Source organism: Sulfuriferula nivalis (assembly GCF_009937995.1).
In the GTDB taxonomy this organism is placed as follows: domain Bacteria; phylum Pseudomonadota; class Gammaproteobacteria; order Burkholderiales; family Sulfuriferulaceae; genus Sulfuriferula; species Sulfuriferula nivalis.
Genome location: NZ_AP021881.1, coordinates 1310991 through 1327672, shown reverse-complemented (window position 1 = coordinate 1327672; position 16682 = coordinate 1310991). Strand labels below are relative to the sequence as shown.

19 protein-coding genes and 1 tRNA gene are annotated in these 16682 nt (G+C 50.7%); 14 read left to right on the top strand and 6 right to left on the bottom strand.

The window, feature by feature from the left end:
• The first annotated feature begins 25 nt into the window (after positions 1 to 25).
• The 4 genes from SFSGTM_RS06855 (at position 26) to SFSGTM_RS06840 (ending at position 2720) form a co-directional block, all read left to right on the top strand.
• On the top strand, positions 26 to 1252 hold the full coding sequence (locus SFSGTM_RS06855; protein WP_162084519.1) for an aspartate kinase: 1227 nt from the start codon (positions 26 to 28) through the stop codon (positions 1250 to 1252).
• A 66-nt stretch (positions 1253 to 1318) separates the two neighbouring features.
• Positions 1319 to 1411 (top strand) — tRNA-Ser (locus SFSGTM_RS06850).
• A gap of 110 nt (positions 1412 to 1521) precedes the next feature.
• The gene (locus SFSGTM_RS06845; protein ID WP_162084518.1) at positions 1522 to 2241 is read left to right on the top strand and encodes a hypothetical protein; all 720 of its coding nucleotides are present in this window, start codon (positions 1522 to 1524) and stop codon (positions 2239 to 2241) included.
• Between the two features lie 65 nt (positions 2242 to 2306).
• Complete coding sequence (locus SFSGTM_RS06840; protein ID WP_162084517.1) at positions 2307 to 2720, top strand: site-specific integrase; 414 nt, start codon at positions 2307 to 2309, stop codon at positions 2718 to 2720.
• On the opposite strand, the gene tnpC (SFSGTM_RS06835) is transcribed toward SFSGTM_RS06840, so the two are convergent.
• The 3 genes from tnpC (SFSGTM_RS06835) to tnpA (SFSGTM_RS06825) form a co-directional block, all read right to left on the bottom strand.
• A complete protein-coding gene (gene tnpC / locus SFSGTM_RS06835; RefSeq protein ID WP_162084465.1) occupies positions 2712 to 4340 on the bottom strand; it encodes an IS66 family transposase in 1629 nt (542 codons plus the stop codon). The two genes, SFSGTM_RS06840 and tnpC (SFSGTM_RS06835), sit on opposite strands and share 9 nt — an antisense overlap.
• A gap of 80 nt (positions 4341 to 4420) precedes the next feature.
• Positions 4421 to 4714, bottom strand: coding sequence for an IS66 family insertion sequence element accessory protein TnpB (tnpB, locus tag SFSGTM_RS06830; protein WP_232526076.1), 294 nt, complete (start codon positions 4712 to 4714; stop codon positions 4421 to 4423).
• 62 nt (positions 4715 to 4776) lie between these two features.
• The gene (gene tnpA / locus SFSGTM_RS06825) at positions 4777 to 5082 is read right to left on the bottom strand and encodes an IS66 family insertion sequence element accessory protein TnpA (RefSeq protein ID WP_162083703.1); all 306 of its coding nucleotides are present in this window, start codon (positions 5080 to 5082) and stop codon (positions 4777 to 4779) included.
• A 35-nt stretch (positions 5083 to 5117) separates the two neighbouring features.
• On the opposite strand from tnpA (SFSGTM_RS06825), the gene SFSGTM_RS06820 reads away from it, so the two are divergent.
• The 3 genes from SFSGTM_RS06820 to SFSGTM_RS06810 all read left to right on the top strand — a co-directional run bounded on the left by SFSGTM_RS06820 (position 5118) and on the right by SFSGTM_RS06810 (position 7663).
• Positions 5118 to 5657, top strand: coding sequence for a site-specific integrase (locus SFSGTM_RS06820; protein ID WP_162084516.1), 540 nt, complete (start codon positions 5118 to 5120; stop codon positions 5655 to 5657).
• A 517-nt stretch (positions 5658 to 6174) separates the two neighbouring features.
• A complete protein-coding gene (locus tag SFSGTM_RS06815) occupies positions 6175 to 7026 on the top strand; it encodes a helicase RepA family protein (protein ID WP_162084515.1) in 852 nt (283 codons plus the stop codon).
• Between the two features lie 97 nt (positions 7027 to 7123).
• Positions 7124 to 7663, top strand: a complete 540-nt coding sequence (locus tag SFSGTM_RS06810; protein ID WP_162084514.1) for a replication initiation protein — start codon at positions 7124 to 7126, stop codon at positions 7661 to 7663.
• Positions 7664 to 7697: 34 nt separating this feature from the next.
• Here SFSGTM_RS06810 and tnpC (SFSGTM_RS06805) read toward each other — a convergent pair whose 3' ends face one another.
• The 3 genes from tnpC (SFSGTM_RS06805) to tnpA (SFSGTM_RS06795) all read right to left on the bottom strand — a co-directional run bounded on the left by tnpC (SFSGTM_RS06805) (position 7698) and on the right by tnpA (SFSGTM_RS06795) (position 10068).
• On the bottom strand, positions 7698 to 9326 hold the full coding sequence (gene tnpC, locus SFSGTM_RS06805; protein ID WP_162084465.1) for an IS66 family transposase: 1629 nt from the start codon (positions 9324 to 9326) through the stop codon (positions 7698 to 7700).
• A gap of 80 nt (positions 9327 to 9406) precedes the next feature.
• A complete protein-coding gene (gene tnpB, locus SFSGTM_RS06800) occupies positions 9407 to 9700 on the bottom strand; it encodes an IS66 family insertion sequence element accessory protein TnpB (protein ID WP_232526076.1) in 294 nt (97 codons plus the stop codon).
• Between the two features lie 62 nt (positions 9701 to 9762).
• Positions 9763 to 10068, bottom strand: a complete 306-nt coding sequence (gene tnpA, locus SFSGTM_RS06795; protein WP_162083703.1) for an IS66 family insertion sequence element accessory protein TnpA — start codon at positions 10066 to 10068, stop codon at positions 9763 to 9765.
• Between the two features lie 181 nt (positions 10069 to 10249).
• Here tnpA (SFSGTM_RS06795) and SFSGTM_RS06790 point away from each other — a divergent pair, with 181 nt between their 5' ends.
• The 7 genes from SFSGTM_RS06790 (at position 10250) to SFSGTM_RS06760 (ending at position 16579) form a co-directional block, all read left to right on the top strand.
• The gene (locus SFSGTM_RS06790; RefSeq protein ID WP_162084513.1) at positions 10250 to 10495 is read left to right on the top strand and encodes a primase C-terminal domain-containing protein; all 246 of its coding nucleotides are present in this window, start codon (positions 10250 to 10252) and stop codon (positions 10493 to 10495) included.
• Between the two features lie 357 nt (positions 10496 to 10852).
• A complete protein-coding gene (kdpF, locus tag SFSGTM_RS17315; protein WP_162084512.1) occupies positions 10853 to 10942 on the top strand; it encodes a K(+)-transporting ATPase subunit F in 90 nt (29 codons plus the stop codon).
• Positions 10942 to 12750 carry a potassium-transporting ATPase subunit KdpA gene (gene kdpA, locus SFSGTM_RS06780; RefSeq protein WP_162084511.1) on the top strand — a complete coding sequence of 603 codons (1809 nt, stop codon included), beginning with the start codon at positions 10942 to 10944 and terminating at the stop codon, positions 12748 to 12750. The genes kdpF and kdpA overlap by 1 nt, the downstream gene beginning before the upstream one ends.
• A 25-nt stretch (positions 12751 to 12775) precedes the next feature.
• Positions 12776 to 14842 (top strand): potassium-transporting ATPase subunit KdpB, encoded by a 2067-nt coding sequence (gene kdpB / locus SFSGTM_RS06775; protein ID WP_198420652.1) that lies wholly within the window; start codon positions 12776 to 12778, stop codon positions 14840 to 14842.
• A 15-nt stretch (positions 14843 to 14857) separates the two neighbouring features.
• On the top strand, positions 14858 to 15433 hold the full coding sequence (gene kdpC / locus SFSGTM_RS06770) for a potassium-transporting ATPase subunit KdpC (RefSeq protein WP_162084509.1): 576 nt from the start codon (positions 14858 to 14860) through the stop codon (positions 15431 to 15433).
• Positions 15434 to 15443: 10 nt separating this feature from the next.
• A complete protein-coding gene (locus tag SFSGTM_RS06765; RefSeq protein WP_162084508.1) occupies positions 15444 to 15713 on the top strand; it encodes an AP2/ERF family transcription factor in 270 nt (89 codons plus the stop codon).
• Positions 15714 to 15739: 26 nt separating this feature from the next.
• Positions 15740 to 16579: a TorF family putative porin gene (locus SFSGTM_RS06760; RefSeq protein ID WP_162084507.1), complete on the top strand. Its 840-nt coding sequence runs from the start codon at positions 15740 to 15742 to the stop codon at positions 16577 to 16579.
• The last annotated feature ends 103 nt before the right edge of the window (positions 16580 to 16682 follow it).

The following is a 16682-nucleotide window of genomic DNA, read 5'->3' as shown; positions in this document are numbered from 1 at the left end:
ATTTTTGCAACATTAACCAAACTTTATGGCACTCATCGTACAGAAATACGGCGGCACCTCAGTCGGCAGCGTAGAACGCATCAAACAAGTTGCAGAACGCGTAGCCAAATTCAAAATGCTAGGACATCAAGTGGTTGTAGTGCTTTCCGCGATGAGCGGAGAAACTAACCGCTTGATCGCATTAGCCAAAGCAGTGCAATCAGAACCAGATCCACGTGAACTTGACGTGCTCGTCGCCACAGGCGAGCAGGTTACGATTGCGCTTTTAGCCATGGCATTAAAAGACTTAGGTCTTAAAGCCAAAAGCTATACAGGCACGCAAGTGCGCATACTTACCGATGACGCACACACCAAGGCACGCATACTCGACATAGACGAGGCAAATATTCGTGCTGATTTGGACGCAGGTAAGGTAGTCGTGGTTGCAGGTTTCCAGGGCGCTGATGAAAAAGGCAATATCACCACTTTGGGTCGCGGCGGTTCAGATACCACAGGTGTTGCGCTAGCTGCTGCACTTAAAGCCGATGAATGCCAAATATATACTGACGTAGACGGTGTATACACTACCGACCCACGCGTCGTACCTGAAGCTCGCCGCCTTACCAGCATCACTTTTGAAGAAATGCTGGAAATGGCAAGTCTGGGCTCCAAAGTATTGCAAATCCGTTCTGTTGAATTTGCGGGCAAATATAAAGTTAAATTACGTGTACTCTCCAGCTTTCAAGAAGAAGGCGAAGGTACACTCATCACCTTTGAGGAAGAAAACAACATGGAACAAGCGATTATCTCTGGCATCGCCTTTAACCGTGACGAAGCCAAGATTACCGTGCTCGGCGTACCGGACACCCCAGGCATCGCCTACCAAATCCTAGGCCCTGTTGCTGATGCCAACATCGACGTAGATATGATTATCCAGAACGTCGGCGCCAACAAGACAACCGACTTCACCTTTACCGTTCATCGCAACGACTACAACCGCACCTTGCAATTGCTAAACAGCTTGCAACCCACTATTGGTGCACTGGAAATCGTTGGTGACGACAAAATCACCAAAGTTTCCATAGTCGGCGTAGGCATGCGTTCACACGTAGGTATTGCTAGCACCATGTTCAAAACATTGGCAGAAGAAGGTATCAACATCCAAATGATTTCCACCTCAGAAATCAAAATTTCGGTCGTTATCGACGAGAAATATCTGGAGCTTGCCGTACGCGTATTGCACAAAGCATTTAATCTGGAAAACGCAGGATAAAGTTGACTAACGCAGCGCCATCAGCTATGATGCGCGCTGTTTGGAATTGCGGAACTGTAGCAATTAGGAGAGATGGCCGAGTGGTCGAAGGTACTCCCCTGCTAAGGGAGCGTAGGGTTTATAGCCTTACCGAGGGTTCGAATCCCTCTCTCTCCGCCAAACACACTTAACTGTTTGAATTGATGGAAAGTATATATTAAATCAATGAGTTGTGGCTAATCGTTGTGGCTAATACTGTAGCTAAATGCGTAACCAAGGACTCAAAGACAATGTACTTGATATATCGTACTCCAGTATTCTGGTTCTCCCGGAAACTCGAACAACTAATCGGTCAATCTATACAGCTCGCTTCCGGATATCGGACAGTAGGCAAAAATGGCTATCTTCGTTTTTCTCTCAATACAAGTAACAAACGCGAAGCAGAACGCTTAGCACGTCGTTTTGCAGTTGAAGTTGATGATGCATTAACTCAGCTTGAACACACACAGAAAGCGTCAGATCAACCAATTACTGCAGAAGATATACAACTTGCTGCGGACGCCATGCAGCGATCACTGCTCGCAGCAGACGAATCAGTGCACGCAAAAGCATTAGAGGATACCTTAGCTGGCAATGATATAGATCGCGCTCCAGACAGAGAAGCAAACCTCGCAGACGATTTACCTCCGCCGGGAGTGAAAGGTGATGCCGAGTTATTACTGCAACTGCGCGCACTTATTCCTCTTTATATGCTAAAAAGCACTGGCAAGGTGGCAGAAGGTGCAGTAACTGCAAGCTATTTTCCCTTCGTGACAGCTTTTCGACAAGTTGCTGACAGTCTCGCAAAACGAGCTCAAGGAAAATCAATACCAACACCTCCCCCTCCCACCATAACTAATGTAAACACCAAAACTTGCACTTGGGATGACCTGCTAGAATATTATTTAAATCATCAAAAGATTTATCAATCAGCACAATACACTTATACAAAAGAGCGATTCACGACATAGCGTCATCTGCTAACTGCCCTCCCGCCGCACTCACGCGACAACAAACGGTCGCATGGCGCGACCAGTTGCTTGAGAAGCTTGCGCTAAAAACCGCGCTAACTCGTCTAAATGCGGCACACACCGTTTACTTATACGGCCTTCGCAATGAGAGACTTGGTGAGCATAGAGATGCTTTTGATGGAATCACCGTAGCAGGTGCAAAAACGGCGAAAAGCAGCCGTAAAGAATATAGCCTTGATGCATTACAGGAAATCTTCCGCGACCCGCCATCACTTGATGAAATCCCAGCTTCAGCTGGCAAACATGCCGCACTCTGGATACCTTTACTTGCACTTTTTACCGGCGCTCGACGCGAAGAGCTTGCGGGTCTGCTAATAGAGGAAGTGGGTGATGTTGACGGAACCCTTTTCTTAGACTTCAAGGACAATAAACGTAAGCGTCCAGCCCAGCCACTCCAATCCCTTCACTACTTATGGTAGTTCATTTTTAAACGGCAGCAATTCATCAATCTGGCTATTAGGCCAGACCGGTAATTTTTCCAACGTATCTTTGAGCCATGCATAGGGTTCCAAGCCATTGAGCTTGGCGGTAGCCAACAAACTCTGAATCGCTGCAGCGCGTTTGCCTGCACGTTCTGAGCCTGCGAACAGCCAATTCTTTTTGCCGATGGCAATGGGTCGTATCGCATTTTCGACTGGGTTGTTATCAATAGGCAAGATGCCGCTGTCCGCATAGCGTATCAGTGCTGGCCAACGCTTGATGCTGTAATCCAACGCGCGGGCTGTGCCGCTGCCATCGGCCACTTTGACGCGAGTCTGGATTAACCAGTCATGCAGTTCGCCCAATAACGGTTTTGCCTGAGTCTGGCGCAACTGCAAACGACCTGCCGCATCCAGCTTGTCCGCAGCCTGCTCAATGGCATAGAGTGCCGCGATACGCTGCAGCGCAGCCGCTGCAATTGGACTTTGGTTGGCCGCATGCAAATCAAAGAACTTCCGACGTGCATGTGCGAAGCATGCCAGCTCAGTGATGCCTTGGGTAAATAACGCTTTATAACCAGCGTAATCGTCAACCATCAAGTGTCCTTGCCAACCTGCCAGAAAGTGCCGCGCATGCAATCCCTGTCGCCCTGGCTGATAGTCAAACACCACGATAGGCGGTGCGGATGAAGGGGATGCCAAATCACCCGTGCGGTAAGCCCACAGATAAGCTTTCTTGGTTTTGCCCGCCCCGGGGTCTAATTGTGGCACTGGCGTTTCATCCGCATGCAATACACTGCGTGCCAGCAGTAATTCAGTGAGCCTGTCGACCAACGGTTGCAACGCTACCCCCACACGTCCGACCCACTCCGCCAAGGTGGAACGCGCCAGGGTCACCTGGCTGCGCTGGGCAATGTGTTCTATACGGTAGAGCGGTAAATGATCAACGAATTTACTGATCATCACCCACGCCAGCAAACCTGATGTCGCCACGCCGCCGTCGATGACGGCAGCTGGAATGGGGGCGGCAGCAACGGTTTCGCAGTGGCGACAAGCATACTGTGGACGGATGTGTTGATGCACGGTGAACTGGGCAGGTTCGACATCCAGTTGTTCGCTGATGTCTTCACCGATTTTGATTAACGCACCACCACACGCACCGCACTGGCAAGATGCAGGCTCATGGCGATGAATGATGCGGGGCAGATGGTCAGGCAGTGGCTGACGACCTGCGCGTGGACGCGCAGGCTTGGGGATAGCGGTTGTCGCATCTTCGGTATTAGGTGTATCTGGCTGCCCGATTTGGGCTTCAATGGCCGTGATGTCGGCTGCCCAGCACTCATCAAACAACGCACGCTGCTCAGGCGAGAGCTGCTCGCTCTTGTTGGCGAAGCGGATGCGGCGGTAATAGGCAAGTTCCAGTACCAAAGCCTGGTTCTTGAGTTCGGCGTGCTGGATTTGCTTAGTCAGCGTGAGGATTTGTGCGGTGTTTTGCTGGAGTAATACTGTGTTTTGTTGAATGAGTTCAGCATCCTGTTTAACCTGCGCCAACAGCTTATCCACATACGCCGCCAAGGCGGGATCGGGGATAAATTGGGCAAGTTGTTGGGCTGAATCCATGCTTGAATTATACCATTTCACCCCGCCTGAAACCAGCAATAATGCGGGTTTCAGGCATGTTTTTACTGAATCATGAGTGGCTACACCTGCCAGTGGGCAGGGGCTGGGGCACTGAGTCTTTGCCAGTCGATACCTGTGATCAGCCAGTCCCACTGTGTGGGGGTTAAAGGATGGGTGATGGCAGCGATGTCTGGCCAGGTGAAGTGACCACGATGCAGTCGGCGTTGGCACAACCAGACCCCTGTGCCATCCCAGACCAGGAGCTTGACCCGCGTTTGGCGACGATTACGGAAGGCGTAGGCGGCGCCGTCGCAGGGACTGCGACCCAGGCGGTGCTGGATGCGCTGGGAAAGGCCATCTATGCCGATGCGCATGTCCACGGGTTCGATGACTAGCCAGACCTGGGTGGCGATGGGGCTGATGGGATGGGCAGATATCATGGCAGTTGCCGCAACAAGTCAATTAGCCAGGGCGTGCTAGCAATGGGAAGCTCTACCCGCCAGCCAGTGGGGCTGTGGAGCTGGAGCGTGCCCGTGACAGGCGCAGGTTGAACACTGACGGGGATGAGGGTTAGCGGTGGCTGGCGCGTGAGATTGGGCGCTGTTGTCAGCTGGCTGCGCCAGCGATAAAAGGTCTTGGCACATAAGCCGTGCTGGGTGCAATAAGCTGTGACGGTCAGTTTGGTTTGTTGCCAAGCGGTAAGGTGCGTTTGCCAAAAATCAGGCGTGTGTCGAGTAGCCATCTAGCGTGCCTTTCATAAAAAAGCAGCTAGATTGCATGAGTTTGGCGGGCAATGACAGGTGGATGGGCTGGACGCTTACCAATAAACGGCGCAAACTAAAGAATGATGCAAGCGAACGAAAAACACCCGTTCATTCTGAATTAATGCGCCTAGGTTTTCAAAATTACGTATCTGCTGTAAAGGCTTCTGGCGCTGAAGAGCTGTTTCCAGGATTAGTTCGCTCTGACGGCTTCGGGGACTGGTTTATCCCGCATGTCAAAAATCGAATCGGTGTAACCGGCTTCTTGCAAGACCTGCATAGTTTCCGACATACATTCAAAACGGCAGCACGGAACGTTCCACTCTCCACTGAAATTCATGATGCAATTACGGGACATACAACCCCAGGGGTTGGTAGCCAATATGGCTCTACGGCAGGGGTCAAGACATTGAAGCGCGAGATTGACAAAATTTGTTACCCCAATGTTGTACTGACTTCACCACCTGTGGCTACAGTTGCTGAAATAAAAGCGATAGCAGCGGATGCAGAACGGCGTAGGATTGCAGGACGCAACCGAACCCAGAAAAAAAATTAGCTAACAATCACAATCTTCCCATGACAAATGGGACCGTACCGTATGAAGCGTGCGGTCATCCTCTTTATCATCATTCGATTACTTGTGCATTATCAATACAAGTAACTAATCAAAAATAAAAATATCAATTGTGACTGGGCATTGCTATACAACTCTGTAAACGCAATGTAATAAAAATCTGTTGTGTAAATTTGGTGTATTCAATTACATCCAATTCACACATAGATTATACCGACACATCGCATTTACATTTCCACTACATCCGCAACTTGAGGAATTGCTTGAAAAGCTAGATTAACGTGATGACCATAGTGTGCCATTAATCAACTAGCACATATAGTAAGTTCGGAAAAAACTGCACACATCAAACAATGCCTTAATTTAGGTGTTTTAGAAAACGGTAAGTAATCTTGTGCTAGAACCAGTATCGCAAAACAACACGTTCAAGCACTAAAAAATAATGCCGCTTTAATCAACATGTCGCTATACCTGTTTCCTCAACTACAGAAATAAGTATATGCGACTCAAAACGCTTGATCTTTGTTGGGCGCTGCAGCCCAACCTTCCCCTACTGGATTTTGTATTACCAGGGCTCCTGGCAGGCTCTGTTGGACTGCTTGTGGCCTCAGGTGGCACTGGCAAATCGTTTCTTGCACTAGACATTGCCATTTCACAAGTTATCGGACGTCCAGTTGCGGATGGGTTGTTCCCATCAACAAATCAACACAAGGTAGTTTATCTTGCAGGCGAAGAAAGTGATCGGCTTTTAGCAGAAAGACTACGCTGCATGCTAACTAAAAGAGAACGAGAACTACCTACGCTACAAAATCTAATTTTGCTAGCCATGAGTGGCAATGACTGTTTATTAGTGTCGAGGGGGCAACCTACGAGCTTATTAAACGAGCTTGAAAACGTTGCACAAGGCGCACGCCTGATCATCTTAGATCCGATTCGCAGACTTCATGACGGTGATGAAAATGACAGTGCTGCGATGACACAGTTTGTTATCGCACTGGAATCCCTGGCAAAGAAAACAGGCGCTGCGGTTATTGGTCTGCATCATACGAACCGTGCATCGGTCGAGGACGCCAGCTCGCAACATGCTTCTCGCGGCTCATCTGCACTCGTTGATGGTGCGCGCTGGCAAATTAATCTCTCGACGATGAATGAAAAAACGGCTGCTGTTTGTGGCAAGTCAAATGAAGACCGACACAACTTTGTCGCGCTCGACTTTGTTAAAGGCAACTATTTCTCACCCAGACCCCGCAGTTGGCTCAAACGCGATCCAAATGGCTCGTTGAAACTTGTGACTTTAAACAAATCACAGCCAAAAGGCAAAACGGTAGGTGGAGCACACCTTATCTTTTAACGATTATGGAGAGTCCCGGCTGATATGAGGACATCGGGTTAGTGAAGCAGTATTAAAGAAGGGAAATTAAATAATTCACGCCGGGGCGTAAGCCCCGATGTTTGCACAAACAACTTATATTGAACGACTGCCACACCGCCCCTACTGCACTGATTCTTTTGATACAGGATTACGCATTCGCGCCGTAAAAACGGCTTTGCAGCACCTTCACATCCAGCCGAATGCACCACTTGCGGTGTCTTGGCTGGTATTTGATCTGGATTACGAACTAGCGGCTCTTGGCTGGGAGAATGCTAACCTCCCTCCCCCAACTATATGCGTAGTCAATCCAATTAATAGCCACGCTCATCTTTTCTATGGGCTAAGTACGTCTATTGCGATGGGCGATACTGCTCGAAATAATCCGATACGTTATGCAGCAGCAATTCAAGCGGCTTTTAGAGCCAGATTAAAAGCTGATACTGGCTATGCCGGACTCATTGCCAAAAATCCATTTCATCCATTCTGGCGCGTACAGTGGGTCAATAAACTTTACGACCTGGGCGAATTAGCTGAATATGTCACGCTGCCTAAGCGACTGCCCACAAATACATCTGCTGGATTGGGTCGAAATTGCACTCTGTTCGATGAAATGTAAGCGTCCAGCCCAGCCACTCCAATCCCTTCACTACTTATGGTAGTTCATTTTTAAACGGCAGCAATTCATCAATCTGGCTATTAGGCCAGACCGGTAATTTTTCCAACGTATCTTTGAGCCATGCATAGGGTTCCAAGCCATTGAGCTTGGCGGTAGCCAACAAACTCTGAATCGCTGCAGCGCGTTTGCCTGCACGTTCTGAGCCTGCGAACAGCCAATTCTTTTTGCCGATGGCAATGGGTCGTATCGCATTTTCGACTGGGTTGTTATCAATAGGCAAGATGCCGCTGTCCGCATAGCGTATCAGTGCTGGCCAACGCTTGATGCTGTAATCCAACGCGCGGGCTGTGCCGCTGCCATCGGCCACTTTGACGCGAGTCTGGATTAACCAGTCATGCAGTTCGCCCAATAACGGTTTTGCCTGAGTCTGGCGCAACTGCAAACGACCTGCCGCATCCAGCTTGTCCGCAGCCTGCTCAATGGCATAGAGTGCCGCGATACGCTGCAGCGCAGCCGCTGCAATTGGACTTTGGTTGGCCGCATGCAAATCAAAGAACTTCCGACGTGCATGTGCGAAGCATGCCAGCTCAGTGATGCCTTGGGTAAATAACGCTTTATAACCAGCGTAATCGTCAACCATCAAGTGTCCTTGCCAACCTGCCAGAAAGTGCCGCGCATGCAATCCCTGTCGCCCTGGCTGATAGTCAAACACCACGATAGGCGGTGCGGATGAAGGGGATGCCAAATCACCCGTGCGGTAAGCCCACAGATAAGCTTTCTTGGTTTTGCCCGCCCCGGGGTCTAATTGTGGCACTGGCGTTTCATCCGCATGCAATACACTGCGTGCCAGCAGTAATTCAGTGAGCCTGTCGACCAACGGTTGCAACGCTACCCCCACACGTCCGACCCACTCCGCCAAGGTGGAACGCGCCAGGGTCACCTGGCTGCGCTGGGCAATGTGTTCTATACGGTAGAGCGGTAAATGATCAACGAATTTACTGATCATCACCCACGCCAGCAAACCTGATGTCGCCACGCCGCCGTCGATGACGGCAGCTGGAATGGGGGCGGCAGCAACGGTTTCGCAGTGGCGACAAGCATACTGTGGACGGATGTGTTGATGCACGGTGAACTGGGCAGGTTCGACATCCAGTTGTTCGCTGATGTCTTCACCGATTTTGATTAACGCACCACCACACGCACCGCACTGGCAAGATGCAGGCTCATGGCGATGAATGATGCGGGGCAGATGGTCAGGCAGTGGCTGACGACCTGCGCGTGGACGCGCAGGCTTGGGGATAGCGGTTGTCGCATCTTCGGTATTAGGTGTATCTGGCTGCCCGATTTGGGCTTCAATGGCCGTGATGTCGGCTGCCCAGCACTCATCAAACAACGCACGCTGCTCAGGCGAGAGCTGCTCGCTCTTGTTGGCGAAGCGGATGCGGCGGTAATAGGCAAGTTCCAGTACCAAAGCCTGGTTCTTGAGTTCGGCGTGCTGGATTTGCTTAGTCAGCGTGAGGATTTGTGCGGTGTTTTGCTGGAGTAATACTGTGTTTTGTTGAATGAGTTCAGCATCCTGTTTAACCTGCGCCAACAGCTTATCCACATACGCCGCCAAGGCGGGATCGGGGATAAATTGGGCAAGTTGTTGGGCTGAATCCATGCTTGAATTATACCATTTCACCCCGCCTGAAACCAGCAATAATGCGGGTTTCAGGCATGTTTTTACTGAATCATGAGTGGCTACACCTGCCAGTGGGCAGGGGCTGGGGCACTGAGTCTTTGCCAGTCGATACCTGTGATCAGCCAGTCCCACTGTGTGGGGGTTAAAGGATGGGTGATGGCAGCGATGTCTGGCCAGGTGAAGTGACCACGATGCAGTCGGCGTTGGCACAACCAGACCCCTGTGCCATCCCAGACCAGGAGCTTGACCCGCGTTTGGCGACGATTACGGAAGGCGTAGGCGGCGCCGTCGCAGGGACTGCGACCCAGGCGGTGCTGGATGCGCTGGGAAAGGCCATCTATGCCGATGCGCATGTCCACGGGTTCGATGACTAGCCAGACCTGGGTGGCGATGGGGCTGATGGGATGGGCAGATATCATGGCAGTTGCCGCAACAAGTCAATTAGCCAGGGCGTGCTAGCAATGGGAAGCTCTACCCGCCAGCCAGTGGGGCTGTGGAGCTGGAGCGTGCCCGTGACAGGCGCAGGTTGAACACTGACGGGGATGAGGGTTAGCGGTGGCTGGCGCGTGAGATTGGGCGCTGTTGTCAGCTGGCTGCGCCAGCGATAAAAGGTCTTGGCACATAAGCCGTGCTGGGTGCAATAAGCTGTGACGGTCAGTTTGGTTTGTTGCCAAGCGGTAAGGTGCGTTTGCCAAAAATCAGGCGTGTGTCGAGTAGCCATCTAGCGTGCCTTTCATAAAAAAGCAGCTAGATTGCATGAGTTTGGCGGGCAATGACAGGTGGATGGGCTGGACGCTTACGATGAAATTAGGTCATGGTCCTATCAATGGATCAGGATATACAAAAAGAATGGTGCAAATGCTGCTCAGTGGCATACAGCTGTACTGTCCCAGGCAGAGAACTTGAACCAATTTGATCCACCACTCATGTTTGCTGAAGTGCAGGCAATATCTAAATCTGTCGCAAAATGGGTGTGGCAACGATTCACTGAACGTCATTTTTCAGCACTTCAATCAGTCCGCGGCAAACGTGGTGGCAGACCAAAATCGACAACCAAAGAGGGTGAGCCATGGAAAACCCTGGGTTTAAGCCGTGCGACTTATTACCGTCGTCTGAAATCAGGCTTATTGATCCCAGATCAGCATTGAGACAAAAGCCATATCAGATAACAGCCCCCATTCAGAGGGGGCTATTAATATGAAACTTTCCTGTAAGGGAGTTACATTGTTCGTCTAACGCTGCAATGCATGCAGGAGGTGCCAAGTTTGAATCCATGAAAGCATTGTCACCCACTACCATCGTGTAGTAATTCGTTCTCTTTACGAAATCCTTACAATTCAACACGTAACCTTTACAAGCTTTTAATTAGTAAGTTACTAGAATGCGTAGTGTGAAGTTACACATGGAGGACATCACATGGATTTATTTTATCTTGCACTGATTACAGCCTTTTTCGGACTGTCAGTACTTATTGTTTACGGTTTTGAAAAACTAAGGAGACCATCATGACCTGGCTCTACGTATTGGGAGGCATCGTGTCTCTTGGATTGCTGGTATATCTTGTCGTCGCTTTATTTAAACCGGAGCTATTCTAATGACTAACAACGGACTGTTACAAATTGGCTTGTACCTTGTGGTACTGCTCACCCTGGTGAAACCGCTGGGTGGGTATATGGCGCGAGTCTACGAAGGCGACTTACCCGCGTTCGCGCGCTGGATGAAGCCTGTAGAGAATATTTTTTATCGTATCTGTGGTGTAAATCCCGATCAGGAAATGCGTTGGACGCGTTATGCGCTTGCCATGCTCTGGTTCAGCCTGCTCGGCGTACTCGCCGTGTACGGCCTGCAGCGGTTGCAGGGTATGTTGCCGTTGAATCCGCAAAGTTTCGGCGCCGTCAGTCCAGATTCATCTTTCAATACGGCGATCAGTTTCATGACCAACACTAACTGGCAGGGTTATGTCGGTGAAGGCACCATGAGCTATCTCACCCAGATGCTGGGGCTGGCGGTGCAGAATTTCTTCTCTGCTGCCATCGGTATGGCAGTTGCCATCGCACTGATACGTGGTTTTGCGCGGCATACGGTGGAAACCATAGGTAATTTCTGGGTGGACATAACACGCGGTACGCTGTACATCCTGCTGCCGCTGTCGATGTTGCTGGCACTGGTGCTGGTGGGTCAAGGCGTGGTGCAAAACTTCTCACCCTACCAGACTGTGCCTACAGTTGAGGCCATGACCTACGATACGCCGAAACTGGATGCTGCTGGCAACCCGCTGAAAGACGCGGCAGGTAACCCGGTTACCGAAAAAGTAACCACCCAGGAGCAGACCATTGCCATGGGACCTGTTGCGTCGCAAGAAGCGATCAAGCAAATCGGTACTAACGGTGGTGGTTTCTTTAACGCTAACTCAGCGCATCCTTTTGAGAATCCAACACCGCTCAGTAATTTCCTGGCCATGCTGGCGATTTTCCTGATACCTGGTGCACTGTGCTACACCTTTGGCAAAATGGTGGGTGATACCCGCCAGGGTTGGGCGATACTTGCAGCCATGACCGTGCTGTTCGTTGGCTTCCTCGCTGTGGCTGAATATGCCGAGCTGCAGGGTAATCCTGCGCTTACTGCGCTTGGTGCCGATCAAACTGTTTCGGTAAGCCAGTCAGGTGGCAATATGGAAGGCAAGGAGACTCGCTTCGGCATCGTCAACTCTGCCCTGTTCGCGACCATTACCACAGCCGCATCCTGTGGCGCGGTGAACAGCATGCACGATTCGTTCACACCACTCGGCGGAATGGTGCCGTTGGCGCAAATCCAACTCGGTGAAGTCGTGTTCGGCGGGGTAGGCTCAGGTCTATATGGCATGCTGATCTACGTCGTAATCGCGGTATTCATTGCTGGTCTGATGATAGGTCGTACGCCGGAATATCTGGGTAAGAAAATCGAGAGCTTCGATATCAAGATGGCCTCGCTGGTAATCCTGATCCCACCTTTGATCATCTTGGGAGGCACAGCGTTAGCAGTCATGCTGGATGTAGGAAAGAGCAGTATTTTCAATCCTGGCGCGCATGGTTTCAGTGAGGTGCTGTATGCCTTCACTTCGGCTGTAGGTAACAACGGCAGTGCGTTTGCGGGCATTTCTGCAAATACGCCTTTCTATAACATCGCACTCGGCTTTGCCATGTTCTTCGGCCGTATCTGGTTAATGATCCCAGTGCTGGCCTTGGCTGGCGCTATGGCTGCCAAGAAACGCATTCCAGTAGGTGCAGGCACCATGCACACCCATACCCCGTTATTTGTCGGACTGCTGATTGGTACGGTAATTCTGGTTGGCGCATTGACCTTTGTGCCAGCGCTTGGACTCGGTCCGATAATCGAGCACTTGACCATGATAGGCACACACTAAGTCGCCTAGGAGAATAGATATGAATATGAGAACTAAATCTTTCGCATTGTTTGATCGCGCAATCGCGACACAGGCACTGTGGGATTCATTTAAGAAGTTGACCCCGCAGAGCCAAATTAAAAACCCAGTCATGTTCGTGGTGTGGGTAGGGAGCATACTGACCACTATCCTGTTCTTTCAGGCGTTGGGCGGCGAAGGCGAAGCACCTACTGGTTTCATCTTAGCAATCACATTGTGGCTGTGGTTCACGGTGCTGTTTGCCAATTTCGCCGAAGCATTGGCCGAGGGTCGTAGTAAGGCTCAGGCAGCGTCACTGCGTGCAGCCAAGAAAACAGTATTGGCCAAAAAGCTGCGCGAACCTCGCCATGATGCCAAGGTGGATCTCTTACCTGGCACCGACTTACGGCGTGGTGACGTGGTGCTGGTGGAAGCAGGCGATATGATACCGGCTGACGGTGAAGTAATCGAAGGCGTCGCGTCGGTGAATGAATCCGCCATCACGGGTGAGTCCGCACCCGTAATTCGTGAATCGGGCGGAGACTTTAATGCCGTCACTGGTGGTACAACCGTGCTGTCCGACTGGCTGATAGTCCGTGTTACGGTAAATCCTGGCGAGGCTTTTATTGACCGTATGATAGCAATGGTGGAAGGCGCCAAACGGCAGAAAACGCCGAATGAAATCGCACTGACTATCCTATTAGTGGCGATGACCATTATTTTCCTGCTGGCTACCGTGACGCTGCTGCCTTATTCACTATACAGTGTGGATGCTGCCAAAGCTGGGCAACCCGTTACGATTACCACCTTGGTGGCGTTACTGGTATGTCTGATCCCTACCACTATCGGTGGTTTGCTTTCTGCTATCGGCGTGGCAGGGATGGGGCGCATGATGCAGAAAAATGTGATCGCCACATCGGGTCGCGCTGTTGAAGCGGCAGGGGACGTGGATGTGCTGCTGTTGGACAAGACCGGCACTATTACGCTGGGTAATCGTCAGGCTTCGCAGTTTCTTCCTGCCAGCGGTGTCACTGAACGTGAACTTGCTGATGCTGCTCAACTTGCTTCACTTGCAGACGAAACACCTGAAGGTCGTAGCATCGTAGTGCTAGCCAAGCAGAAATTTGACATGCGTGAGCGCGATATTCATGCACTTGGCGCGACATTCGTACATTTCAGCGCACATACCCGCATGAGTGGGGTCGATCTGGACACCCGGCAGATACGCAAAGGGGCATCCGATTCGATCCGTGACCATGTAAGAAGCATGGGTGGGGATTTTCCTGCCAATGTGCAAACACTGGTTGACGACGCCGCCCGCCGCGGCAGCACCCCGCTAGTCGTTGCTGACGGCAGCAAAGTGCTTGGTGTGGTGGAGCTCAAGGATATCGTCAAGGGTGGTATCAAGGAACGCTTTGCCGAGCTGCGTCGCATGGGTATCAAAACCATCATGATTACAGGTGACAACCGCCTTACCGCAGCTGCAATTGCTGCTGAGGCAGGTGTGGACGATTTTCTGGCAGAAGCGACACCAGAGGCAAAACTCAAGCTCATCCGCGACCATCAGGCGCAAGGCCGACTGGTGGCAATGACTGGTGATGGTACCAACGATGCACCCGCTTTGGCGCAAGCCGATGTTGCCGTGGCGATGAATTCTGGTACGCAAGCTGCCAAGGAAGCAGGCAATATGGTGGACTTGGATTCCAACCCCACCAAGCTGATCGAAATCGTGGAAACCGGCAAACAGATGCTGATGACACGTGGCGCTTTGACCACTTTCAGTATTGCCAACGATGTGGCCAAGTATTTTGCCATCATCCCGGCTGCTTTCGTATCTACTTATCCAGCACTGGCCGCACTCAATGTTATGCATCTGTCCACCCCAGCCAGCGCAATCCTCTCTGCGGTCATCTTTAATGCACTGATCATCGTCGCGCTGATTCCGCTCGCACTCACAGGGGTGAAATACCGCGCTATCGGTGCAAACGTATTATTACGCAACAATCTGCTGGTCTATGGCGTTGGTGGCGTCATTGTTCCCTTTATTGGGATCAAGCTGATCGACCTGATGCTGTCCACCTTTGGTTGGGTTTAATTTAAGGAGTATCACATGTTAAAAGAACTTCGCCCTGCAGTTATCAGCTTTCTGCTACTGACTTTAGTGACAGGAATCGCTTACCCGCTTGCCGTGACTGGCATTGCTCAGGTGTTCATGCCAGATCAGGCCAATGGCAGCCTGATTATCAAAGATGGTAAAGCTATTGGCTCCAGGCTGATTGGTCAGTCATTCAGCGACCCTAAGTATTTCTGGAGCCGTCCATCAGCGACTGGGCCTATGCCTGACAACGCAGCTGCTTCTGGCGGTTCCAATCTGGGCCCGACTAATCCAGCGCTAATTGATGCGGTCAAGGGCAGGATACAAGCTTTGCATGATGCTGACCCTGGTAACACTGCGCCAGTGCCAGTGGATCTGGTCACCGCTTCAGGTAGCGGACTGGATCCACACATCAGCCCGGCAGCAGCAGCGTATCAGATTAACCGCGTCGCACGTTTGCGTGGCATAGATACAACAAGTGTTCAGCAACTGGTTAATAAATATACTGAGCAACGTCAATTTGGCATCTTGGGTGAGCCTGGCGTTAACGTGCTGCAACTTAATCTTGCCCTGGATAGTTTGCACCAATAAGGAGTATGAAATGAAATCTGCTGTCGTCACTATTAAGCCAAACGAACATAGAGTCATGATGCTCATTACTGTAGAAGCAGAATACGTGGCGCAGCTGCGCAATGCGGTCACCACTGCTTGCGGCAAATGGCTGGAGTTCATGCGTGTCCAGCCTGTAGCACACAGCACACTGATGCGCGTCTGGCTGGGTTTGTTTGAATCTGCCCAGCTAGCCGCCATGAGCGCAATAGTGCTGAGTTTACCTGAGGCCGAAATCGGTCGCATACAACATATTGAATAACTTGAAAATACTATAAGGAAAATACCATGCATCAAATTCGTTTATCAACACTCGCTGCTGTCACTTTATTAACGGCTGTTTCTCATGTCGCTTGTGCCGAAGATGCAGCTGTTGCACCAGCATCCTCCAATACCCTTACGTCCAATATCAACTTGGTCAGCGATTACCGTTTTCGCGGTATTGACCAAACCTGGGGCCAGCCTGCCCTGCAAGGCGGGGTTGACTACACACACACTAGCGGATTTTACGCGGGACTCTGGGGTTCCAATGTAAGTAGCAATAGCTATGCTGGTGGCAATCTAGAAGTGGACTACTATGCTGGCTACAATGGCAAAATCAATGACGATTTCGGCTTTACGCTTGGTGGTTATGGTTATTATTATCCTGGTGCCAATTACAACAAGAGTTCGCAATTTGTCTATCCATCCCAGAGTTTCGACAATTTCGAATTGAATGCTGGGTTGTCGTGGAAATGGATCAGTTACAAGCTGTCTGTCGCTACCACAGATTATTTCGGTGCCAACACCAATACTGGCTATACGGGTGATACCAAAGGAACCATGTATCACGATCTTTCAGTCAATTACCCTTTGATGGATGATCTGACGCTGGGCATACACGTGGGTCGCACTGATGTCAAAGCAGATTACATTACTGGCAGTGGTAACGTTAGTGCGGATTACACTGATTACAAACTGGGGCTTGCTAAGACCTTCACTAGTGGCTGGAACGCATCCCTGGCTTATGTTGCCGCATCCAACAACACCTTCTTCAGACCACCTGTGGGCGGCGCTTCACTGGCAACTACCGAAACGCGTGATTTGAATAAGGGTGTGGTCATACTGCAAGCGGGACGTACTTTCTAAAAAAATGGAAAGTATAGTCGGACCATTACTGGCACTACTGGTCATTATTGCACCGCTCGGGCTGATTTACGCGCTGCTCGAATGGTGTACTCACCAAAATCAC